This window comes from Citrobacter sp. ANG330 (assembly GCF_047467925.1).
Classification (GTDB): Bacteria; Pseudomonadota; Gammaproteobacteria; order Enterobacterales; family Enterobacteriaceae; genus Citrobacter_A; species Citrobacter_A amalonaticus_G.
Genome location: NZ_JASJUI010000003.1, coordinates 380,148 through 401,460, shown reverse-complemented (window position 1 = coordinate 401,460; position 21,313 = coordinate 380,148). Strand labels below are relative to the sequence as shown.

Annotated in this window: 25 protein-coding genes; 19 read left to right on the top strand and 6 right to left on the bottom strand. The window is 46.5% G+C overall.

Annotation, left to right across the window (positions count from 1 at the left end):
* Positions 1 to 24 precede the first annotated feature (24 nt).
* The 19 genes from QNN88_RS10230 (at position 25) to QNN88_RS10140 (ending at position 15,341) form a co-directional block, all read left to right on the top strand.
* Positions 25 to 609, top strand: a complete 585-nt coding sequence (locus tag QNN88_RS10230) for a hypothetical protein (protein ID WP_414240120.1) — start codon at positions 25 to 27, stop codon at positions 607 to 609.
* Positions 610 to 630: 21 nt separating this feature from the next.
* Positions 631 to 1,401: a hypothetical protein gene (locus tag QNN88_RS10225; protein WP_414240119.1), complete on the top strand. Its 771-nt coding sequence runs from the start codon at positions 631 to 633 to the stop codon at positions 1,399 to 1,401.
* 23 nt (positions 1,402 to 1,424) lie between these two features.
* Positions 1,425 to 2,153 carry a hypothetical protein gene (locus QNN88_RS10220; protein WP_414240118.1) on the top strand — a complete coding sequence of 243 codons (729 nt, stop codon included), beginning with the start codon at positions 1,425 to 1,427 and terminating at the stop codon, positions 2,151 to 2,153.
* A gap of 59 nt (positions 2,154 to 2,212) precedes the next feature.
* Positions 2,213 to 2,428 (top strand): type III secretion system needle filament subunit SctF, encoded by a 216-nt coding sequence (gene sctF, locus QNN88_RS10215; protein WP_414240117.1) that lies wholly within the window; start codon positions 2,213 to 2,215, stop codon positions 2,426 to 2,428.
* On the top strand, positions 2,428 to 2,670 hold the full coding sequence (locus tag QNN88_RS10210) for a hypothetical protein (RefSeq protein ID WP_414240116.1): 243 nt from the start codon (positions 2,428 to 2,430) through the stop codon (positions 2,668 to 2,670). The genes sctF and QNN88_RS10210 overlap by 1 nt, the downstream gene beginning before the upstream one ends.
* Before the next feature lie 16 nt (positions 2,671 to 2,686).
* Positions 2,687 to 3,055 (top strand): type III secretion system inner rod subunit SctI, encoded by a 369-nt coding sequence (sctI, locus tag QNN88_RS10205; RefSeq protein ID WP_414240115.1) that lies wholly within the window; start codon positions 2,687 to 2,689, stop codon positions 3,053 to 3,055.
* Complete coding sequence (gene sctJ, locus QNN88_RS10200; protein WP_414240114.1) at positions 3,052 to 3,795, top strand: type III secretion system inner membrane ring lipoprotein SctJ; 744 nt, start codon at positions 3,052 to 3,054, stop codon at positions 3,793 to 3,795. Before sctI ends, sctJ begins: the two co-directional genes overlap by 4 nt.
* 2 nt (positions 3,796 to 3,797) lie before the next feature.
* Positions 3,798 to 4,391, top strand: a complete 594-nt coding sequence (locus QNN88_RS10195; RefSeq protein ID WP_414240113.1) for a type III secretion system domain-containing protein — start codon at positions 3,798 to 3,800, stop codon at positions 4,389 to 4,391.
* Position 4,392: 1 nt separating this feature from the next.
* The gene (locus QNN88_RS10190; RefSeq protein ID WP_414240112.1) at positions 4,393 to 5,115 is read left to right on the top strand and encodes a hypothetical protein; all 723 of its coding nucleotides are present in this window, start codon (positions 4,393 to 4,395) and stop codon (positions 5,113 to 5,115) included.
* Positions 5,102 to 6,154: a TyeA family type III secretion system gatekeeper subunit gene (locus QNN88_RS10185; protein ID WP_414240111.1), complete on the top strand. Its 1,053-nt coding sequence runs from the start codon at positions 5,102 to 5,104 to the stop codon at positions 6,152 to 6,154. Before QNN88_RS10190 ends, QNN88_RS10185 begins: the two co-directional genes overlap by 14 nt.
* A gap of 405 nt (positions 6,155 to 6,559) precedes the next feature.
* The gene (gene sctV, locus QNN88_RS10180) at positions 6,560 to 8,602 is read left to right on the top strand and encodes a type III secretion system export apparatus subunit SctV (protein WP_414240110.1); all 2,043 of its coding nucleotides are present in this window, start codon (positions 6,560 to 6,562) and stop codon (positions 8,600 to 8,602) included.
* Positions 8,602 to 9,927: a FliI/YscN family ATPase gene (locus QNN88_RS10175; RefSeq protein ID WP_414240236.1), complete on the top strand. Its 1,326-nt coding sequence runs from the start codon at positions 8,602 to 8,604 to the stop codon at positions 9,925 to 9,927. The genes sctV and QNN88_RS10175 overlap by 1 nt, the downstream gene beginning before the upstream one ends.
* Before the next feature lie 5 nt (positions 9,928 to 9,932).
* The gene (locus tag QNN88_RS10170) at positions 9,933 to 10,316 is read left to right on the top strand and encodes a hypothetical protein (protein ID WP_414240109.1); all 384 of its coding nucleotides are present in this window, start codon (positions 9,933 to 9,935) and stop codon (positions 10,314 to 10,316) included.
* A 381-nt stretch (positions 10,317 to 10,697) separates the two neighbouring features.
* Positions 10,698 to 11,627 carry a FliM/FliN family flagellar motor switch protein gene (locus QNN88_RS10165; protein ID WP_414240108.1) on the top strand — a complete coding sequence of 310 codons (930 nt, stop codon included), beginning with the start codon at positions 10,698 to 10,700 and terminating at the stop codon, positions 11,625 to 11,627.
* A complete protein-coding gene (gene sctR / locus QNN88_RS10160; RefSeq protein WP_414240235.1) occupies positions 11,627 to 12,283 on the top strand; it encodes a type III secretion system export apparatus subunit SctR in 657 nt (218 codons plus the stop codon). The genes QNN88_RS10165 and sctR overlap by 1 nt, the downstream gene beginning before the upstream one ends.
* Positions 12,284 to 12,295: 12 nt before the next feature.
* Entirely contained in the window at positions 12,296 to 12,556 is a 261-nt protein-coding gene (sctS, locus tag QNN88_RS10155) for a type III secretion system export apparatus subunit SctS (protein WP_414240107.1), read from the top strand.
* A 4-nt stretch (positions 12,557 to 12,560) separates the two neighbouring features.
* The gene (gene sctT / locus QNN88_RS10150) at positions 12,561 to 13,355 is read left to right on the top strand and encodes a type III secretion system export apparatus subunit SctT (RefSeq protein ID WP_414240106.1); all 795 of its coding nucleotides are present in this window, start codon (positions 12,561 to 12,563) and stop codon (positions 13,353 to 13,355) included.
* Positions 13,352 to 14,392, top strand: coding sequence for an EscU/YscU/HrcU family type III secretion system export apparatus switch protein (locus QNN88_RS10145; RefSeq protein ID WP_414240105.1), 1,041 nt, complete (start codon positions 13,352 to 13,354; stop codon positions 14,390 to 14,392). The genes sctT and QNN88_RS10145 overlap by 4 nt, the downstream gene beginning before the upstream one ends.
* Positions 14,393 to 14,555: 163 nt before the next feature.
* The gene (locus QNN88_RS10140) at positions 14,556 to 15,341 is read left to right on the top strand and encodes a hypothetical protein (RefSeq protein WP_414240104.1); all 786 of its coding nucleotides are present in this window, start codon (positions 14,556 to 14,558) and stop codon (positions 15,339 to 15,341) included.
* 52 nt (positions 15,342 to 15,393) lie between these two features.
* Here the strand turns inward: QNN88_RS10140 and QNN88_RS10135 are convergent, their stop codons facing one another.
* From QNN88_RS10135 to QNN88_RS10110, 6 genes are all read right to left on the bottom strand, one after another.
* Positions 15,394 to 15,798, bottom strand: coding sequence for a hypothetical protein (locus QNN88_RS10135; protein WP_414240103.1), 405 nt, complete (start codon positions 15,796 to 15,798; stop codon positions 15,394 to 15,396).
* A gap of 22 nt (positions 15,799 to 15,820) precedes the next feature.
* The gene (locus QNN88_RS10130; protein ID WP_414240102.1) at positions 15,821 to 16,522 is read right to left on the bottom strand and encodes a hypothetical protein; all 702 of its coding nucleotides are present in this window, start codon (positions 16,520 to 16,522) and stop codon (positions 15,821 to 15,823) included.
* Positions 16,523 to 16,539: 17 nt separating this feature from the next.
* A complete protein-coding gene (gene ispG / locus QNN88_RS10125) occupies positions 16,540 to 17,628 on the bottom strand; it encodes a flavodoxin-dependent (E)-4-hydroxy-3-methylbut-2-enyl-diphosphate synthase (protein ID WP_414240101.1) in 1,089 nt (362 codons plus the stop codon).
* Positions 17,629 to 17,680: 52 nt separating this feature from the next.
* Complete coding sequence (locus QNN88_RS10120; RefSeq protein WP_414240100.1) at positions 17,681 to 18,271, bottom strand: hypothetical protein; 591 nt, start codon at positions 18,269 to 18,271, stop codon at positions 17,681 to 17,683.
* Between the two features lie 132 nt (positions 18,272 to 18,403).
* Positions 18,404 to 20,473 carry an inverse autotransporter beta domain-containing protein gene (locus tag QNN88_RS10115; RefSeq protein ID WP_414240099.1) on the bottom strand — a complete coding sequence of 690 codons (2,070 nt, stop codon included), beginning with the start codon at positions 20,471 to 20,473 and terminating at the stop codon, positions 18,404 to 18,406.
* Positions 20,474 to 20,669: 196 nt separating this feature from the next.
* Entirely contained in the window at positions 20,670 to 21,071 is a 402-nt protein-coding gene (locus QNN88_RS10110) for a CesT family type III secretion system chaperone (protein WP_414240098.1), read from the bottom strand.
* Positions 21,072 to 21,313 lie beyond the last annotated feature (242 nt).

The following is a 21,313-nucleotide window of genomic DNA, read 5'->3' as shown; positions in this document are numbered from 1 at the left end:
CAAAAATTAAGAGGGTTTAATGCTATGGCTGAGACAATCTCATCCGCTACAGGACAATTATATAGTACATCTACGGGAGCAAATGTTGGAGCGACTTCTGATGTGAGCGTATTTACGCAAATCGAAATGGAAGAAGTTCAGCGTTCGCAGGCAGTCAAGGGGCTGTTTCAGATTATTGGTGGTGATTACAACACGGTAACGCAGCAGGAGCTTGAATACCAAAAAATGTCAAATGAGACCAATGAAGTATTGGTCAATTTGCAGAATAGCGTGAATTCCAGTAACGACCCGAATACTACCGCAGCATTACCTGATGATGTGGTTGATTTTATTAATAATAACGAGATTGTTATCGCAGGCGTTACAGATGGAGGTGAAAACGGCACATTTAGTAAAATTCAATATGGTCAAGGGTTTAACGAAGGGCAATTACAGGCTATCAAAGGACAATTTGATATCATGGCTACCTCATGTTCAGATTCCAGTAGTAAATATCAATTGGGTGTGCAGATTATTTTGCAAGATTTAACTCAGTTGATTACTGCAATCAGTCAGACGATGTCCAAAGAAAACCAGGTAATTTCACAAATTATTTCGAACTTCAAGTAACTACTTCAGGAGTTTATGAATATGCAAATTAAATTTACTCCCACCACCAGTGGGCACAACACAGCCCTTGATTTATTAAAAATCAAGGGCGCCAATCGCCTGAATATGCTGCTCTCCGTACAGAGTCAGACGATTCAGAACCAGGGTGAAATTTCTGGGATTAAACAGCAGCAGCAGGATGCGCTCGATAATCAGCAGAAAAATGAAGAGGAATACAAGAAAGAGCAGCGCCATCGTATTCTTCACGCCATCGTCAGTATTTTCGCCCATGTGATTAACCTGGTGATGACCATTATCCGCCCGGTGAAACACCTTGCTAAAGCGGCGAGAAAAGGCATTAGCAAAGCCATCAACAAAGGCCTGCACAAAGCGACCGGTGGCTTGCTGCGCCATATGGGTGCCGCTAAGCCAATGAAGCGTGTTGCGGGTGGGGCGAAAAAAGCTATCAAGGGAAGCAGCGCCGCTAAGCGCCCGGCGATGAAGGTGGTGGCCAGTGAGGCGAAGAAATTCGCCAAACGTACTGCGGTCATTAACGGCGTGAGCGGCGGTCTGAACGGCATTGGCGACGGTGTTTTCAAAATCCAGACCGGCAAGATTAAAAATGCCATCGATAATCTCGAAAATAATATCGACCTAATTTCCGCTAACTTCACTATGACTGAAAACATGAAGAAAGACGAGCAAGATAATATCAAAGCTCAAGTGGATAAAAATGTCGATATGCGTAAAAACGTACAAAGCACCATTAATACGATTGGCAATATGCAAGCGCATATTATGAGTGCAGTTTAATTACTCATTGTGGGGACAAAAAAATGACGACAGCAATTAACAGTAACAGTGCGTCCAGTACCAGTGCTGTGGCACAAAGTACCAGTAACGACCAGGCCGGCATGACCCCTGTCGAAATGAACGCAGCGATCAAGGCTACCATTGCGAAACTGTTCGACACCATGTGCGAAGTTCGCAATACCGAGCTGAGCCAGTCCAATACACAAGAAGTGAATTCCTGGAATCTCCAGGTTGGTTCTTTCGAGCATCAGCGTGAGTCTGCCAGTAAGACAATGAAATCTTCACTGTTGTCTGGTGCTGGCGATGTGCTGGGCGGGATTGTCTCTATGGGCTGCTCGTTTGGCGGGCATGCGGCATCTAAGGGGATTGGTAAGGCGGAGCGCAGCGCGCGTAAATCCGTGCTGGAAACGGCCGAAAACCTGTCTGGTGACGATCTGAATCACTTTATGGCGGCGAATGAGAAGAAGCTGAACCCGCACAGCAACCTGGGCATTCTGGGCCAAAGTGGTGAAGCGGTGGGCGGATTGTTCAGCTCTCCGTTTAGCATTGGCAGCAGCATTGTTGGCTCGGGTGCGAAAAAAGACGACTCAGTTGCCGATCTGGATAAGAGCAGTAGCAGCAACTCCTTAAGCGATGCGAAGCGCTACCAGGATCAGGGAAAAGAAACCTCCGGCGATCTTAAAGGTCTGGTGAGGGCTCTGGGTGAAGGCATCATCAATATGAATAAAGCGTCAACACCAGGCGCTGCGTAACTCTTTGCGGCTCGCTCCCACAGGGGCCGCTATCAGCAAAAATAAACGGAAAATCAATTATGAGTCTTGAAGGCGTTAATACCCAGCTTGCGCAAAATGCGCAGAGTAGCTGGAACAATGTTCAGAGCAATATGTCTTTGGCGGCAATTAATAACCCTGTTGATATGCTTCGTATTCAGGAGTGGACCCAGCAGTATTCAACGGCAGTTCAGCTCGACAGTTCCATGATTAAAATGTTCAAAGATCTGTTATCCGGTATTACATCGAAGATCTAATGATGGACAGTACATTAAAAACGCTCATGGTTGACTGCATGGTCATGGCAGCACAAAACAACATGCACCGTGAAGCAGAAACCATTTTTCATGTCCTGCCACTGTTGATTTCTGATATTCAGGACCGGCATTTATGCGAAGCGCTTTATTTTCTCCTGATGCAGGATGCATCAGGTTTTGCCGCCTCGAATATGATGTTGCCAACGGAGTTGCAGGACAAATTAGTTCATTTTTTACTTTAAACGCGAAGGTATTTTTATGGATGTATCAGCCATTTCTGGTGCAACGTTGCAATCGTTGCCCGCCACTGACATTCAGGCGCAGGCAACAATGCCCGATGTTCACGAGGTAGAAGCCTTTAAAACGATGATGGCCGGTGCCAAAGGGGTTCCGGAAGAAAATATGGTGAATGCGGTTCAGCAGCAACATGCGATGTTTACAGACGCCATGCAGAAGGTGAGTTCTGTTGCGGGAACGGATGACATGAGCGGCAAAAAAACAGAAGCGGTGACGGGCTTACTGGATACGCAGTATCAACTTTTTAATCTGTCTTTTTCTCTGGATTTAACAGCGAAAGTGGCGGGACAATTTTCTCAGGCAGTGAATAAACTGACGACAATGCAATGATACGTTTTTTTAAATTTTTCAGTCCTCTGGTGTTCGCTGTTTTATTGTGTGGTTGTAAATCTGAGTTGTACAGCAACTTGTCGCAGGACGAAGCAAACCAGATGGCAGTATTGCTGATGGCTCAACATATTGATGTTGAAAAACAGGTCAATAAAGATGGGCAGTTTACGATCTCAATTGATAAAGATGACTTTGTCAGCGCGGTAGAAATCTTGCGGTTGCACGGTTATCCGCAGAAAAAGTATCGTAATGTTGAAGATGTATTTCCCAGCGATCAGCTTGTCACTTCACCTGGTCAGGAGTTAAGTAAACTCGTCTATCTGAAAGAACAGGGGCTTGAGAGAATGCTGTCTGATATGGACGGGGTGATTTCCAGTCGTGTGGTGATTGCCCAGCCGTTCTCAACCGATGATGCGTCTGATGCCACATTGTCTTCTGTGTCGGTCTTTATTAAATATTCGCCGGAAAACAATTTGCAGAATTCGATTACGCAGATTAAAGGGCTGGTACATGACAGTATTCCCGACCTGGACTATGACAAGATCAGTATTGTCTTGCAGCCGGTCCATTATCTGACCAGTGACAAAACCGCGGTGGCAAAGACCAGCATCAAAGATCTTATTAAGCTCTACAGCTATTGGATCATCGTTGCGTTAGTCGCGCTGGCATGGATTGTTTTCTTCGTATTTTTGCTGGTCAATAAAGTGATGAAATGGCGAAAAGCACGATCTGAGGGGTAAACATGTCTGACGATAAAGAGTATGTCAGCCTTTATCGGCTATTCATGCGCCCTGGTGGATATATTCATGAACAGCACTGGCACCTGAGCGGGCTGGCAAACTGGCGCGAAGATTATCTGGCGCATCCTGCGTTGCGCCCGGAAATCGATCGCCAGCTGCGGACACGCTTAGGCTGGTCATGGCCGGGTCAGGGGTCGTTAACGTCATTGCAGCGCCAGTGGGTCAGATGGTTACCCAAGCTGCCTATGATTGTTATCGCGCTAGGCCTGCTGGAGCTTAACTGTTCTGATTATTTTATGCTGGGGCACTATCGTCGTCCGTTGATCGGCCTGCTCGGAGAAGTCACCTTTAATCAGATCTTTGCGTTATGGCAGGGGGGAGATGACGAACCGGCTGTTGAACCCGATCGGTTATCCGACGTCGCGTATAAGACCGGAACACAATTATTTTCGCTGCTCACAAAAGATGACTGGGTAGGGCGGTTGATCATGCCTGTCTTACCGTGTGTTGATACTCACGCAGGCGATGTCTCGCCTGAACAGGCGGACCTGGACAAGCTACAGTCAAAGATCGGGCGCATAGCGAGGTTTATTTAACATGAAAAATGAAAAATATTTCTTTGGCCTGCCGGTAGAGACGATTGCTTATTCTCCAGAGCCTGAGGCGCAACTGGTTTCTCCCGACACACTGAAGCAGTGGGTTGGCGTAGATAAAGAAATACGTAAAGCCCGAAGCCTGGCGGCACGGACGATCAGGAATGCCAGAAAACGTAACAGCCAATTAATGCTAGACGCTCAGAAACGAGCGGCTGAAGAACGAGAGCGCCAGCAAATTCAGTTCGAGCAGGCGAACAGGCAGTGTCGCGAAAAGCTGCTCTCTGAAACTGTCAGTTGGTTAGTTGAAGAACAGGATATGGAGCAGCAACTTTTCCAGACTGCCATGATGAAAGCCCAGACGTGGGCCGCAGAGATCTTGCAGGCATGGGGCGGCGAGGCTGACTGGCAAGCGATGTTGCACCAGCGCATAAAGCCGGTACTCAGCCAACTGAAAAATGAAACGAATTTGACCCTGGCACTTCCCACGCCCGCGTCGGTAGAGGCGTTTCTTGCAAGCCAACAGCGGTCAGCGAATAAAGCGTTGCTTGCGCTGCAGACCGTGGTCGATCCAACCCTCACAGAGGGACAGGCCAGACTCGGGAACGCGTTGGTTCAGATCACTATCGATATGCAGACAGAGCTGGAACAACTGGTATCGCAGTTACGCCATCAGCCCATGACCACTCTGCCGATGAAGGCTGTTGATGATTATGAACAGAATTAATTCAGTTCAGCCAACCGCGCTTTGGCACGGCCAGACACGTGAAGAAATAGAAAGAAAGATTGAAACGCGTCAGGAAATGCGTTCACTGTCTGCTGCCGATGAAATTGAAGCGGCGCTTAGCGATATGCAGGATGTCGCCCTGCAGGACACGCTGGAAGACATGAGCCTGGTGCTTGGCAACCGCCTGAAAGGAAAATCTCAGCGAGCGCCCGGCAGTGAAGATGAAAAAATTGATCGCGATGAAATGCTGGCGCTGCTGGCAGAACAGGTGGCTGGGGATAAGCTGGACAGCCTGATCGGCGGCAATACGGACCTACTGGATAATCTGCATAATCTCTATCGTCAGGGGGATATCAATCTTAATGACGCCGCATTATTGATGGCGGCAGGCGCACATGCTTTGCCCGTTGGGAGCAAACGGCGTAAAAAGCTGCTGTCACAGTTAGAAGAACTGTTGGCTGAAAACGAAGACTGGGCATTGTCGATGTTTGCCGACATCGAACTGGGAAGCGTTGATTCCTCTGTCATGCAAACCATGCAGCGTATCGTACGCAAACAGCATCGGCCCGATGAGGAAGAAAATCCGGAAGGGGTCTGGCAATGGTTTAATACACTTAAAGCATGGTCCGACCGACGTCGCCGTATTCGCGTACTCATTCATACTTTTGCTTTTGATCTGGCGTCCGGACAGTCTGCTTCAGTCGGCGCTCGTCTGGTTTCCACGCTAAGGGATTTAAAAAAGCTGCTGATATTTTTGGGCATGGAGGAAACCGCAGCACGATTAGCTAATGTGGTTGGAATTACCCAGGATGAGGCGTTGAGTGAAATATTGCTTCTTATCGAACAGCGCTGGATGTACCCGGAGTGGTTAGCGAATCGTTTACAGCAGTTAAATGTTAATGAACATAAACAGGTTTTGTATTTGATCCGCCTTAATGAGGTCCTCAAATTTTTGCCTGACATATGTTTCCTGGATGCACAACAACGTAAGCAGTTAACCGAAACGCTGGAAGAGTATATCTATCAGTTAAGCTCTTGAATTATTTTGGCGTTTTAAAAAGAAATTGGCGAGTCAGCGATGGATTTACAGATAATCAGTAAGCTTGAACTCTTTTTTTCGTACTGTGGGACAGGAGGCCGACGAGTTGAGGAAAATAACATTTTCTTAACAGGTCCTTTCCGCTGTCAGTTAACAGTCAGCGAAAATAGAGCAGAAACACAAATCCTTTTAACATTAAAAATCCCCTGTTTCAGAGACGATATTTTTCTTCGGCTCCTTCAGTCATTGTTTCCAGAGTCTAATTTTGGAGTTGTGAGCAGTGTTTTTTTGGTCAATAATTGTCTCACGTTGAGTTGCTTATTACCGGTTGAACTGGAGACCGAGGATTGGTATCGAATATTCGAATACCAAAAAAAATTCATATTGTCATTCCTTGAGTAAATAATGAAAGATACCGCCTTATCTGGACTGGCGAAAATAGGTAAGTACCAGGGTGCGATTCTGGCTACAATCCTTGTACTCGCCGTATTTATGATGATACTTCCTTTACCTACCGAGGTAGTGGATATACTCATCGCATTTAATTTAATGTTTTCGCTAGTATTATTGATGGTTGTTGTTTACCTGAACAGTGCAGTTGAGTTCTCGGTATTTCCTTCATTATTACTTATTACGACATTATATCGACTGTCACTCACAGTCAGTACGTCTCGCTTAATATTATTGCAGCATGATGCTGGCAATATCGTTTCCGCTTTCGGTAATTTTGTGGTGGGCGGTAATTTAACGGTTGGTCTGATCATATTTTCTATTATCACGATCGTTCAGTTTATTGTTATTACGAAAGGGTCTGAACGTGTCGCCGAAGTGAGCGCCCGTTTTTCCCTTGACGGTATGCCTGGTAAACAAATGAGTATTGATGGCGATCTCCGGGCCGGGTCAATCACCACAGAACAGGCTGCGCTTCGCCGTGAAATGGTACAGCATGAAAGTAAACTGTACGGTTCGATGGATGGCGCGATGAAATTCGTTAAGGGTGATGCGATTGCCAGCATCATCGTTATTCTGGTCAATATCTTTGGCGGAATGGCGATAGGCGTCATGCATGAAGGCATGAGTGCATCGCAAGCGCTCAGTACCTATTCCATTCTCTCTGTGGGGGATGGACTGGTTGCACAAATACCGGCGCTGTTAATCTCGATTACGGCTGGGGTTCTGGTAACCCGTGTGCCGGGTGTTACGGGCAAGACCAATCTGGCATCAGAATTGTTTAAGCAGCTCGGTAACCGGAGCATGCCTTTGATGATTGCCAGTAGCGTGCTGGTTATTTTTTCCCTTATTCCGGGATTTCCTGCCGCGGTCTTCTTACCGATGGCGATAGCCATTGGTGGGCTGAGTTATTGGGTTCATCGCCGTGGAGAGCATGCGCTCGACGGACACGGCGGCGATAATGAGACGAGCGATAACCTTAAATTAACGCCAGGCGTTGAGCCCCTGCTGGTCCGCTATCATCCTGATCTCGATGGCGCTGCATTAACGACCGCGCTGGAGGCTTTACGCTGGCGTTTCTTTGAAAAACTGGGGATCGCGTTAGGGAATATTAAGACAGAGCGGATTGCGAAAGCGGATGCGAAAGAACAGCCGACCATTGTTTTCTGTATTTATCATGAACCGGTCGCTGAAATAAATATTTCACTGGCGCATCCCTATCTGGCAAAACCAGGATATGTCCCGGAGCAGGACAGCGAAGATGTCTGTCACCAGAAACTCACGTCAAATATCGATCTGTACTGGCTGAATGAAGAGGGCAAAGATCGAGTCCTGGCGGAAGGGGAGAGCGTTTATGAATGGGGTCGTGGCGTCACCTGGTGTCTTGAGAATTTGCTGGATCGTCACGCAAAAGAGTTTATTGGCGTCCAGGAAACCCGCTTTTTAATGGATTCCATGGAATCTAATTATGGTGAGCTGGTTAAAGAGCTTCAGCGTCAGGTTCAACTGAATCGTGTGGCTGATGTCTTACAACGCCTGGTTGAAGAAGGGGTTTCTATTCGCGATTTACGAACTATTTTCGAAACGTTAATTGTCTGGGCGCCGAAAGAGAAAGATATCGTCACCTTAACTGAATATGTGCGAGTGGCCCTGAAACGACAAATTGTGAACCGTCAGCATCAGAACGGATTGCGCAAAACCTGGATTATCGGTTCCGGTATTGAAGGGCTTATTCGTGAATCCATCCGTCAGTCGGTAGCAGGCGCGTATTCGGCGATGGAGCCAGACGTCAGCATGCGTATTCTTGAGCAAATTCGTCAGGCCGTCGGGTTGCATTCGCAGGGTATTTTGCTTACCGCAATTGATGTACGCCGTTATTTACGCAAAATGGTTGAATCCGAGCATTATTTGTTCAACGTTCTGTCCTTTATGGAAGTCAGCGATGTCAGCGAATTTGAAGTGATGGGAGGCATCGATTTGATCGGTGACGCGCGATGATGCGTCAGCCTGATATCACAAAACTGATGCCTCGCCTGGACGCAGCAGTCCTCCCTGTGCGAGTGACTATGCCGACAGCGGTGCCGGCAGGTCAACTGACGGAAGTGAATACCACTATGCTCAAGGCGTATTTACCGTGGGCGCATTTAGGTGAGCTTTGCTATATCGGCGAGGAGCGACAGCTGGCGGAAGTGGTGTCGTTACAGGATGGCTATGCGTATTTATCCTTATTTGATATCGCAAAAGGATTGCGTTGCGGATCGCCTGTCGTGGCGTCAGGCAGTGAGTATAAAATTGCGGTTGGTGACTTTTTGTTAGGTAAATCATTAGATGGCCTGGGTCGTTTATCGAATAGCAGCGAAATCCCTCATGACGCGGAGTATCGCTCATTAAACGCGCTGCCGCCTGAGCCGATGGAAAGGGCTCTGATTGAGACGATACTGCCGGTTGGCGTCAGGGCGATTGACGGCACGCTTACCTGTGGACAAGGTCAGCGACTGGGTATTTTCGCTGCCGCCGGCGGTGGGAAAAGTACGCTTCTCAGTATGCTTTGCGATGGCGTGCAGGCGGATGTGATTGTGCTGGCGCTGGTGGGAGAACGTGGACGTGAAGTCCGGGAATTTTTGGAATATACGCTGAGCGCAAGCGCAAGAGCGCGCTGTGTGACGGTGGTGGCGACTTCTGAACGTCCGGCCCTGGAGCGATTGAAAGCGTCCTTTGTTGCAACGACGATCGCCGAATATTTTCGCGATCAGGGGAAGAACGTGGTGCTGATGATTGATTCGCTCACACGCTATGCTCGTGCGGCGCGCGAAGTCGGATTGTCCTGCGGCGAACCACCGGTTGCATCCGGTTTCCCGCCTTCCGTTTTTGCCACCTTACCTCGTCTACTTGAACGTGCCGGGAATGGCAGAGTTGGCAGCATAACGGGGTTCTATACGGTTCTGGTCGAAGGCGACAACATGAACGAACCCGTGGCCGATGAGGTCAGATCCATTCTGGACGGGCATATTGTGTTATCCAGAAAGCTTGCCGAAGCCAACCATTATCCGGCCATTGATGTCAGCGCCAGCGTGAGCCGGGTAATGCGCCAGATTGCCACGAATGAGCATGTACAGCTGGCTGGACAACTTCGAACGCTGCTGGCGCTGTACCGGGAAATTGAGCTGCTGGTTCGTGTGGGAGAATATAAGCCGGGCCAGGATGCAAATTCTGACAAAGCATTACGCTGTTGGCCAGCCATTCAGGCATTCCTGCAGCAGACTTCCGGGGCTCCTCAGTCATTGCCTGAAACCCTGGCCCTGATGAAATCTGCGTTGGCCTAAACGGTATGTTATTCCAGTTACTCGGTATCAAAGAGCGCAGGGAGCAGGCCATTCGTAATGCCCTGGCAAAAAATGCTCAACTAATGCAGCTTACGCAAAGAGAAATAGAGGCGGCCGAGCAAAAAAGATCGGCGCTGTGGATTGAATGGTATCAGGCTTGTCATGAGTTCACCGGTACGGTTGATCGCCGGCATTTGACGGAATGGCAGGAGACCCTACGAAATTATCAGACAGAAGATAATGATCTCGGTCTGCAACTGGAAAAGCACAGGACGCACTATTCCCACTTGCAAGAGGAAGAGATTGATTTGCGCCAGCAGCTACGGGTGGCAATGATCTCACAAGAGAAACTGAATTATATTATTGCAGAAAATAAGATGCAGAGGTAATTATCAGTAAGATTATACCGACAAAAAATACCAGTCTTTGCATAAACAATTATATTGGACAGCAACCGGCTCTGGCTTTTCGAACCGGCCTGGAGCCTGGTGGGATATTTTTAATTAATGCGAAAGTACAGCAGCTAAATCATTATCTGTCATTGGGATTATCTATATCAGAAAAAAATGAAAACTGCCAATACGCTTGTTATCAGGTCAAGAATGGTTTTTTTTGTGATATGCGTATTCATATTTCATTGCGCCAGGACGTCATGACTATTTCGTTTTCAGTGGCCAGGCCTGAACAGGCTTCTGTGCTTCGCCATCAGGCGCCAAAACTGGAAGGAAAAATGTCGTTAGAAATGCAGCGTTGCAAGATTGAGGTGATATTTGAAAATAAACGGCTACAGTGAATTATTTGTTGAACAATCCACGTTTATTGGTGGTGGTTTTTATAAACCAGCAAATAAATCGATGCTCACTTTTCGTCAGGGCGGCGGGAGCGGCATTCTTTGGCAATTTAACTGGCATCAACAAATACTCAGCGCCTGGTGTGAAGAATCATCATGGTTACGCTGGGTCGAAGAAAAGTATCCGCATGATTCTGTACAAGACGGTGATGAACATCTCCTCCGGTTAGCCGGGCTCTGGACCTTGCTTGCGGTGAGTGACGAGATGGCGCAGGCGGAGGTTATCTTTGCTGACTCGCCGGTACAAGGAGAAATAACGCCCTCCTGGTATCCTTCTTTGACGCTAAACCAGGAAGGAAAAAAGCTGGAAATGTCTCTGGTGGACTGGCCAGCAGACGCGCTACGACAATTTACCCAGGGCTGGACAGCCATTAAAAGCGCCAGCATACAGCCGAAGCTCAATTGCCCTTTGATTCTTGGCTCAATAAAAATGACGCGCCGGCAACTGAATGAATGTACGCCAGACACTGTGGTGATTCTGCCGGACGATATCGATTTAAGCGGCAAAAGCTGTTGGCTCATGATCGCTGACATTATTGCTAAATTATCAATTTTAGAGGACGGATATACCGTGACTGAAATTATTAATCGTAACAACGAGACAATTGAACCTTTTTCGTCATTGTCATCTCTTGATGATATTACTATTGATATCAGTTTTGATATTGGTGGCTTATCGCTCTCATTTGCAGAAATCGCGGCGTTAAAACCCGGTAGTACCCTTACTGCGGTGGCGTCAGCGGAAAAATCAGTCAAGTTGAGGGCAAATGGCTGTGTGTTTGCGACAGGGAATTTTGTCATGCTGGGTAATACGCCGGGAGTGCGCATCGATAAATTGTTTCAGGGGTGATTGACGTGAGTGACTTTATCAATCAACCGTATGCGTTGATTACACTGCTGGTTGCTTTGTCGATCCTGCCATTTTTAGTGATCAGCTGTACTTCATTTTTGAAAATCGCCGTCGTGTTTTCTTTGCTTCGTAATGCGTTAGGGATCCAACAGATCCCGCCCAACATGGCAATTTACGGGCTGGCGCTGATTCTGAGCCTGTTCATCATGGCGCCTGTGGGCATGCAGATAAACGATAACTTACAGAAAACGCCTATATCGTTCTCTGATCCTAATTTCTTTGAAAATATGAATCAGTCTGTGCTCGAACCGTACATGGTCTTTTTACGTAAAAATACCAATGAAAAACAGGTGCGCTATTTCAGCCAAATCGGTCATAAAACATGGCCGAAGAAATACCAGCAGCGTTTAAATAAAAATTCGCTATTTGTCATGCTCCCGGCGTTTGGTGTCACGCAGCTGGATGAATCTTTCAAGATTGGTTTACTGCTTTATCTCCCGTTCGTCGCGATTGACCTGATTGTTTCGAATATCTTATTGGCGATGGGGATGATGATGGTCTCGCCAACGACGATATCATTACCCTTCAAAATCATGTTGTTTATTATTGCGGGCGGATGGCAATTTTTGATTGAAAAGCTTGTGCTTTCATTCTGACAGGACACTCTTATGAGCAATGCAATTATTGTCCATTTAGGTGAAGAGCTTTTATGGATTGTCGTTCTGCTTTCGCTGCCAACGGTTGTTGCTGCATCGGTGGTTGGGGTATTAATTAGTTTGATCCAGGCGGTGACGCAGATTCAGGATCAAACGGTACAATTTTTGATTAAACTGGTTGTGGTTTCTGTTGTTCTGGTTATGACATATAGCTGGATGGGCAACGCATTAATCAGTTATACCAATCTTATCTTTCAACAAATTGGTCGGTAATGACGTGAACGAACTCCTGTGGAATATAGAAAAAACAGGTCCGCTGTTAATGATTGCATGCCTGCGTCCTTTAGGCGTGTTTTTCATCATGCCATTATTGACCAGTAAAAATATTGGCGGGTCGATGATTAGAAATACGATCGCTATTTTAATCATCATTCCTGTATTTCCTGCGATTCGTGAATATGGGCTGTTTTCTCAGGCTCATGTTTTTAATTTCGATTTTCTTCTGTCACTTATCACGGAAGTAGTCATCGGCGTTTTGATCGGTTTTGTCGCGGCAATCCCCTTCTGGGCCATTGATGCCGCAGGTTTTCTCATCGACACCATGCGAGGGTCTTCTATGGGGAGTATCTATAACCCAACACTCGCGGAGTCTTCCACCTTGCTGGGAGTTTTCTTCTCTCAGCTGCTTACCGTCCTGTTTTTTGCCGGTGGTGGGATGAATGTTCTTATCACTACACTGTATCAGTCGTTTGTGCTTTTCCCGCCCGGTAAACATATTGTTATTAATCGTCATCTGCTCGACTTTATTATTCAGCAGTGGAATTTGTTGTTTACGCTCTTTTTACGTTTTTCATTACCAGCCGCGGCGGTCATGTTACTAACAGATGTGGGTATGGGGTTACTCAACCGTTCTGCACAACAGCTTAACGTTTTTTTCCTGGCGATGTCGGTTAAAAGCATACTGGCGTTGATTATTCTGATGCTTACCCTTTTTGTTTTACTGGGGCATTTTCATGGGGTGCTGTTGCACAATTTACCGACCATTAATCAACTGTGGGGAAGAGTATCGTGAGCAGTGAAAAGACACTCCCCCCAACCAGTAAAAAAATCCGCGATGCGCGGGAAGAAGGACAGGTCGCCAAAAGTACTGAACTGGCCGCAGGTGTACAGTTGGGCGTCATTCTGCTCTATCTTTATGTCTGGGGAGAAAACATCTGGCGAGATCTCAGCCAGCTGATTCTGTTGACCATCGATTTAACCGATAAATCGCTTCCTTTAGCGTTTTCTTCGTTTCTCTCCGGATTTGAGACTTTTATAATAAAAGATATTGCTTTCTTATTTGTTTTGCTTTTCTTTGCCTCTATTATTTCTTACGTTGGACAGGTTGGTTTTTTATTTTCCGGCAAAGCTATGCAACCGAAGCTGGATAAACTGGATGTGGTCAAGAACCTGAAAAATATTTTTTCAGTAAAATCGCTGGTCGAGCTTATAAAAAATCTTATCAAGATGGGCGTTATCGGCAGCGCTTTTTATTATCTGTTTTGCCACTATATGCCCTCGTTACGTAATATGGTCTATCTCGCTCCGATAGACTCGCTCCAGGTTACACTCAAAATCATCTTTTGGCTGTGGGGAACATTAGTACTTTGTTATATTATTTTTTTTCTTGCCGACTATGCTTACCAGCGCCATGAGTTAATGAAAAATCTCAAAATGTCGCATGAGGAAGTGAAGCAAGAAAATAAAGACATGGAAGGTAACGCCGAAATTAAACAGCACCGCCGCTCGTTACACCAGGAAATTCAGAGTGGCAGCCTGGCGAATACGGTTAAGAAGTCGACTGCGGTCATTAAAAACCCAACGCATCTGGCCATTTGTATTTATTACCAGGAAGGCGTTACGCCTTTACCGCAAGTCATCGCGAAAGGTGCCGATCATCTGGCTTTGCGTATGATTGCAATGGCAGAAAAAGAGGGGGTCCCGGTCATTGAAAATATACCGCTGGCACGCAGTTTGAATAAAGAGATAGCAGCCGGGAATTTTATTACTCCTCCTTTCTTTCCTGCGATATCTGAAATTCTCCTGATGATTAATAGTTTAACTGTGTAATCCTGGAAGAGTTACCGTTGCGTATTACTCTTCCCTCGTAATTTTATCTACGCTATCGTTTATCCGGGTACATCTGCCAGCGATTTCTCCGCTGGCAGTTCATTTTTGTGGTCGTTATCTGTTACGTATCACCACGTTATTTTTACCAGGATAAACATTTACTATGAATAGCATTAGTCCCGTAAGTCATTCTGGCCACATGGCCAATGAAGACTGCGCCGTCAATAATAATCCCTCTCCCAAAACTGAAGCGCCAAAAAGAGGAATGAGCAAATTGCTTCAGGCTTTTATGGAACAAAAACAAAAGGACCGGGGAATTGAAGGATTCTCCAGCGTCGAGGAATACCTTAGCGACTTAAGCGGTAAGGTTAAAGTTGACAAACATCCACCCGTGAAGCGGCCAGCATTGGTCGCTGAACAACCGTCGGTGATGCCCCAACAAGATACAGAAAGTAAAGAGGTAGCCCCGGTCCCGGTCTTCCCTAAAGGAGTTGTGCCGCCGCCGCCCCCGATCGGCGGACTTGCTGATTTTAAACCGGTGATCAGAGCGACAGCGGCTTTTGCACCTGTTACAAGCCATACGGAAAAGTCGCGAGAGGAAATATTGAAACAGGTTAAGGCCCACGCTGGTCAACAAGCAAACATCGCCGATCTGATGGTGGAAGCCACGGGGAAACTGGCGCTACGAAAGTTGCAAAGCATTGTGAATGACAAAGACGTCGTGTCTGACAGCACTATTCAGGCCTTCAGAGAAGGAAATGTCGCAGAGGAAACGATGGCGACGTTCGTTGAAACCTTAGAAGAGCATTCTCCGCTGCTCGATACATTGCGGCCTGTTGAGACCTCTGCGGAACGTGCCCTTTTTGACGCCTCTTTTAAAGTGGGGGAGCCGGTGACGTTACTGTTTGATTTCTCATCATCCGAAAAGGTTGTGCTCCGCAAAGCATAAAAAAAGGCAGGCTGTATGCGTGGTTAGCACTCAGCCTGCCTGGATTTCATCCTTACATATTGTAGTATTGATGTAATTCTTCCATGCAGTTATAAAACAGACCAAGGGCGAGAGCCAGTTCCTCTTGGCTTTCCAGACACGCGTTATTCAACGTGCAAATCAGCTGTAGTTCGCCTTCCCGGGACATAAGGTGTACTCCATCCGGAGTGCTAATTTCGCTGACCATTTCTGCAATATGCTGTTGCAGCGGCTCCGGCATCTCTTCGGCTGCGCGGGGATTATTTTCATCGGTAATGGCGGCCCATATAAGGGCTTGGTCATCGTCGATTCCGATATTAATTTCCGGGCAGTTATCAAAAGTGAGCGTGGTAACCGGGCTCTCTGCCAGGCCGCTGGTTGCCGCCGCATCAGCACCAAACGTGGTTAATGCCTGCTGCACAAGTAATCCTAAATCCATAAAATAAACTCCGAAATTAATCTTATGCGAATTCTTTTATCGAGCCAATAATATCCATGATTTGAGTCATGGTATTTTGGATATTTTGTCGGGATTGCGGGTCAGTGACCTCTGTACCAGCAGCCTTACCATTAGCTGTGCCAGCCGTGATCCTGTCTCCTAAATCGTTAAAATTGGTTAACTTATCGTTGATGATGATATTCTTTTCAAATCTGAGATGATTGAGTTTATCTAATGCCTCAGTCAGCGTTTTGTCATGTTTCATGCCTTTTGTTGCCACTGATTCGAGGCTTGTTGTCAGACCACGACATACACCATTAGTAAATTCTCCGGTTTTCATTTGTTCGGAAAACAAAATAAAGTGATTATCTTTTATATCTGTCAGGGAGAAGTTAGCATAAAGTAAACGCATCGATTCAGCGCTGACTTCCTCTTGTCCCGGTGCTACGCCAGTGGTAACCGGACCTGTGATTTTAATTTCTTTCTTTGCGTTAACGTTGTTGTTTGTCTTGAGGTCTTTGTTGAAAAATTCCTCTTTTTTGGCTTTGATATCTTTTAAAAGATGGCTGAGTTTCTCCTTGCCACCACTTACCGCTGTTTTTAAATGCTGCATCATTTTATGAATAACATTTTCTTGATGCGTTTTTGGCTTGCTCTCCGTTTTTACCTTTGGTTCACAGTAATAGGTGTGAGTGGCAAATCGGGATATAAGAGAATTAAACATGTATTACTCCGTATAGACTATTGTTTAAGGGTGGTACTGACTACATTGCGGATTTCCGCTTCAAGTTCATCAATGATTGATTCATTGTTGAACCGTTTCTGTTGGCGAATGCCATGTAAATAAAAGGCGCTTTTGGTTTTACTGCCCGCTACGCCAATTGTTGATACCAGGGCTTCCCCCGGACCGTTAACGACACAACCAATGATCGACACATCCAGTGGGGTGACAATATCTTCCAGCCGCTGTTCCAGCTGATTAACCGTACTGATGACGTCGAACTCTTGTCTTGAGCAAGTCGGGCAGGCGATAAAATTAATGCCCCGGGAACGTAAGCGCAGAGATTTCAAAATATCAAACCCGACCTTGATTTCCTGCACCGGGTCAGCCGCGAGCGACACGCGCAACGTGTCGCCTATGCCTTCAGACAACAGTAATCCAATCCCGATGGCGGATTTCACCGCGCCTGCCCGAAACCCGCCTGCTTCCGTAATACCCAGGTGTAGAGGCTGGCTGATACGTTCGGCCAGCAGCCGATAGGCACTCACCGCAAGGGCGACATCTGAGGCTTTAACGCTGATCTTAAAATTCGCAAAGTCATATTTTTCAAGAATGCCGATATGCCGTAGTGCGGACTCGAGCAGCGCTTCCGGCGTCGGTTCACCATATTTTTCCTGAAGATCGCGTTCCAGAGAGCCCGCATTGACACCAATGCGAATAGGAATGTTGCGGTCGCGGGCGCAGTCTACGACCGAGCGAATACGTTTCTCGTTGCCGATATTTCCGGGGTTAATGCGCAGACAGTCAGCACCATATTCGGCGACTTTCAGCGCAATACGATAGTCAAAATGGATATCGGCGATCAGCGGGACCGTGGTGTGTTGTTTTAGTTCTTTGAAGGCTTTAGCAGCATCCATGGTCGGTACGGAGACGCGAATAATATCGGCTCCTGCAGATTCAAGCGCCTGTATCTGCGCCAGTGTAGCGAGGACGTCACAGGTATTCGTGTTGGTCATCGACTGTACGGTAATGGGGGCATCACCGCCAACGGCAACATTCCCGACAAAAATCTTATCCGATACGCGTCTTTTAATTTCAAATGTACTCATAAAAATCCTTATTTATTTTGCTCATTTTGTTATGAATGCCTGAATACGAGCTTCAGGCCTCAGAACAAGTGGCGCCGGCGAGATTGTTCACAAATTCCTCAACTAATAAGGTGTAAGGTTTGGTGGCAATATTTTCCTGATCGGATACTTCTTTTGCCAGCGTGTTAATGGCAGCCACTATTTTGTCATCTTTCTCGCGTGCTTCTTCGACTTGCGACGCTGCATCATCGATTCTCTTTTTAATGTTGTTCAGCGCATCTATTTTGCTGAAGGAAAGTGACGTAATGTTTTTGCTTTGCTCATGCTCAAGGAATTTAATTTCCTTGTGGTGGTTGAATTTGTATTTATTATTCGGTGTGACGTTAAAGAACTTAATTTTTTCTTTCGCCATTTCGCGAATGGAACTGAGCGCGACTTCCCCTTTAGGATGAGGGCGATTGCCATAAAGGTTAATCGCAAAACACTCTTCCTGGAGAAAAAGATGCTTATCCCTTTTCATCAGTTCACTAAGTTCTTTTTTGTGTAATTTAACATTCTTATTTATCGTCTCAGCATGTTTACTCATGCGTTTATCGTTTTGTGTGTTACTGTCTGCGGTACGCCGTGAAAAAAAAGAAGCCCTGGTATTGAACTTTAATGGCATGCTCAGCTCCTGTGAAAGCATATTTTGAATAAGGTGGTAGTGGTATTTTTGAGCTATGAAATAAACCGAAGATTAAAATGAGCAACGCTACCAGTGACCAGTGACATAACGTTGCTCCTGAATATTTAGGTATTACTCAATACAGCCGGGGTATTGCAAATCCGTTTTTGCGATATTGTCGTGCGATGAACCATCCGCCATGCGATAGACGGTCCCCACATCTTCGGCTTGATCGCTTTTTGCCCAGACATATTTGGTCATGGCTGAATAGGTTGGATAGGCATTCATATCCCCCCATGGCGCAGTGATCTGTTGAAAGTCATCCACAGTAGGCATTGCTTGCCCGGCAGTGGAACAGCTTGCGACGGTATCAGTATAATTTTTTAAGTCAGAGGTAATATGCAACATTCCATTCCCTTTACGAATACTTAACGAATGGCTGCTGTCTGATTCCCTCCCTACGCTGGTCACACTGATCACAAAACTGGCAAGTTGGTTTTGTAAGGTGACAACACCATTGGCATCAACGGTAGCAGCACTTTCATTAGAAGAATGCCAGGTGTAGTTACCATCACCGCCTTTCGCTGTGGTCCCGAGTTTGAACTGTGTCTTACTGATCCAGGTTGCGGGCAGTGACGTCACCATGCCGGATTGACCACCCAACTCAAGTTGCCCGCTCAGAGACGGCGGCGCGTAGAAGGTGATCGGTTCATCTGAACAGCTGTTGGTGCCGGTAATGCAGGCCTGTACGGTAACCCGACCCTCATGGGTATTGGAAAGCGTCGTGGACGCGATCGCCTGACCAGACTGGTTTTCTGCGGTGACGGTCGTTTTGCTGAATGTGCAGCTGGTGCCGCTACAATCTTTCGCTGAAAAGGTAATTGACGTACCCGGCGCGGCAACGCCCTGTTCGTCCGTCACGCTAACCGAAATCTTCTCGGTTTTATCGGTCCACGCGGTGTCAGGCGTAGCGAAGGTGACGCGAGAACTGCCCGCACTTTGTGAAGAGACCGTAAAGCGGGTCTGGGCCATATTCGATGCGTTATTGTGCGTGTCATACGCCTTACCCTGGAGGACATACTGTCCGGCCACGGCAGGCAACGTGACGGTAAAATGGGTCGCATCGCTTCCGGCAGAAACCGAGCCCCCAGCGCGTAACAGGGTCGATGATGAATCCCACTGAATATGGTCAAGCCCGTTTTTGGCATTCACGGAAGCGGCCAGTGAGACCTGCTGCGTGGCCTGACCGGACAACTGTGCTGGCAATGAAAGCTTAATTACATCCTGTTTGCGGTACTGCATTACGATGTCATTGTTACGTTCCACAAAATCGAAACGTGAGCCCATCAGTGAACGGCGTGTCTGTACATAATCCGGTGAAATTTGCTGTGACCACGGAACGCCAAAGGCATAGTTAAAGGCCGCGGAGATGGCGGTATCGTCGAGCGAATCATTACCCTTTTTATAATCCAGCCCAAAAGTGATTAAAGGAATCGGGGTATAGCTCACACCAAGAGTAACGGCTGAGGGATCGGTTTGCAGATGATCGGTACCAAACAGCGCCACGTCATCGCCAAAATATTGCTCAAATTTTACATGGCCACCCAACTGGGCGTACGAGGGCAGGAAGCCTTCAACCTGCAGGTCGTACCCGTTAGCGGCTTTTTCATCGTAATCCTGCAATTCGTCGGAATCCTGCCAGTCGCTGAGGGCAAAATAACCGTTACTGGAAAATTTGAAATAATCACGCCACAGCTCAATCCCTACGCCTGCCCGTGTGACATCGGTATTCATATTACGATCGTAGAAAACGTTGTAACCGAGCATGCTTTTATTGTTCAGGAAGTAACGCTGACCAATACCCGCATTAAAGATCATATCGTTTGAATCTTGATAATGAGTATCAAACTGAACGTAGTCCAGACGGTCTTCCTGGTTATGAAGACCAAATAACAGATCGGCGCTGCTGCCTGCCAGAGCATTGCTGTTATCGTGCTGGCTGTTCAGCGTAATTCGGGCATTACCATATTGTTTTAACCAGTTCTCAACAGCGCTGGATGCTAACTGAGATACTTTTCCATATGCAAAATTGTCGAGTGGTTGGACTGACTTTGCGACGGAGGCAATGTTTTTTTCAATGTCTTTATTGGTATTTTCTGGCTGGACTTTTAAGTCCGCCGCAGACCCCAGTGTGGGAAGCATATGACTGGTCGTTACGCTACCGGGTTCCGCAGCCTGCGCATATAATATTGGCGACAGAAAAGACAAAAATAGTATTAATTTTTTTTTTGCGAGCATGATGATTGTTTATATATGAAGTTGTTTTATAAGGAGCAAAGAATGAATTCTTCACGAACATCTTAAATATGTTCAATGAGTCTTTCGATGAAATAGGGTATTATAAGTCCATATCTTCAAGCGTTGACCGAATGCTTTTTATCGCTTCAATAATCTTATCGATACTATCCTCAATTGTACTGGTGGTAAGGTTATCGATACTAATGGCTTTCATAAGAATGAACGCCTGAGCCTGAGACTCATAGCAGCAGGAGATCTTTTCAGTACTAAAAAGGTAAGTATTTGCCGAAATAAGAATCAGCGCTTGATTGTTGGCTTCTTCAATGGTCGCATTAGATAACACGCCATACATGACGATTTGCTCGTTACTATCGGCAATAAGAGAAATGTCGTACTGCTCATCAATTAAAAATGAACAAATTCCATCCTCATTCAGCTCCATATCTGGCACGCCTTGAGAGATACCAAATTCTCTTACAATAATATTCGCCCGTTGTGACATGTAATAGCCCTCTTTTCAGTTTTTCATGAAGCTGAATTTAAAATAGATTAACGTATGGTCGTGGTACAGAAACTGTAGAATCTGCGACGACTATAGTGGTTTTAAGGGGGGTGTCGCAAGAGCAATAATGCGTAGTGGCAGGCTTAATAAATAACGTCAGGGTCTCATTTTGGAGCGTTCTGTGCGTCGATTAAGGGTTGACTTGTCTTTAACGAAAGAACTTAACCGGATTAAATCTCAGC

Excerpts from the sequence above, each read along its gene's own strand:
- QNN88_RS10230 (WP_414240120.1), top strand. The coding sequence starts at position 25 with ATGGCTGAGACAATCTCATCCGCTACAGGACAATTATATAGTACATCT.
- QNN88_RS10225 (WP_414240119.1), top strand. The coding sequence starts at position 631 with ATGCAAATTAAATTTACTCCCACCACCAGTGGGCACAACACAGCCCTT.
- QNN88_RS10220 (WP_414240118.1), top strand. The coding sequence starts at position 1,425 with ATGACGACAGCAATTAACAGTAACAGTGCGTCCAGTACCAGTGCTGTG.
- sctF (WP_414240117.1), top strand. The coding sequence starts at position 2,213 with ATGAGTCTTGAAGGCGTTAATACCCAGCTTGCGCAAAATGCGCAGAGT.
- QNN88_RS10210 (WP_414240116.1), top strand. The coding sequence starts at position 2,428 with ATGATGGACAGTACATTAAAAACGCTCATGGTTGACTGCATGGTCATG.
- sctI (WP_414240115.1), top strand. The coding sequence starts at position 2,687 with ATGGATGTATCAGCCATTTCTGGTGCAACGTTGCAATCGTTGCCCGCC.
- sctJ (WP_414240114.1), top strand. The coding sequence starts at position 3,052 with ATGATACGTTTTTTTAAATTTTTCAGTCCTCTGGTGTTCGCTGTTTTA.
- QNN88_RS10195 (WP_414240113.1), top strand. The coding sequence starts at position 3,798 with ATGTCTGACGATAAAGAGTATGTCAGCCTTTATCGGCTATTCATGCGC.
- QNN88_RS10190 (WP_414240112.1), top strand. The coding sequence starts at position 4,393 with ATGAAAAATGAAAAATATTTCTTTGGCCTGCCGGTAGAGACGATTGCT.
- QNN88_RS10185 (WP_414240111.1), top strand. The coding sequence starts at position 5,102 with ATGAACAGAATTAATTCAGTTCAGCCAACCGCGCTTTGGCACGGCCAG.
- sctV (WP_414240110.1), top strand. The coding sequence starts at position 6,560 with ATGAAAGATACCGCCTTATCTGGACTGGCGAAAATAGGTAAGTACCAG.
- QNN88_RS10175 (WP_414240236.1), top strand. The coding sequence starts at position 8,602 with ATGCGTCAGCCTGATATCACAAAACTGATGCCTCGCCTGGACGCAGCA.
- QNN88_RS10170 (WP_414240109.1), top strand. The coding sequence starts at position 9,933 with ATGTTATTCCAGTTACTCGGTATCAAAGAGCGCAGGGAGCAGGCCATT.
- sctS (WP_414240107.1), top strand. The coding sequence starts at position 12,296 with ATGAGCAATGCAATTATTGTCCATTTAGGTGAAGAGCTTTTATGGATT.
- QNN88_RS10140 (WP_414240104.1), top strand. The coding sequence starts at position 14,556 with ATGAATAGCATTAGTCCCGTAAGTCATTCTGGCCACATGGCCAATGAA.
- QNN88_RS10135 (WP_414240103.1), bottom strand. The coding sequence starts at position 15,798 with ATGGATTTAGGATTACTTGTGCAGCAGGCATTAACCACGTTTGGTGCT.
- QNN88_RS10130 (WP_414240102.1), bottom strand. The coding sequence starts at position 16,522 with ATGTTTAATTCTCTTATATCCCGATTTGCCACTCACACCTATTACTGT.
- ispG (WP_414240101.1), bottom strand. The coding sequence starts at position 17,628 with ATGAGTACATTTGAAATTAAAAGACGCGTATCGGATAAGATTTTTGTC.
- QNN88_RS10120 (WP_414240100.1), bottom strand. The coding sequence starts at position 18,271 with ATGCCATTAAAGTTCAATACCAGGGCTTCTTTTTTTTCACGGCGTACC.
- QNN88_RS10115 (WP_414240099.1), bottom strand. The coding sequence starts at position 20,473 with ATGCTTCCCACACTGGGGTCTGCGGCGGACTTAAAAGTCCAGCCAGAA.
- QNN88_RS10110 (WP_414240098.1), bottom strand. The coding sequence starts at position 21,071 with ATGTCACAACGGGCGAATATTATTGTAAGAGAATTTGGTATCTCTCAA.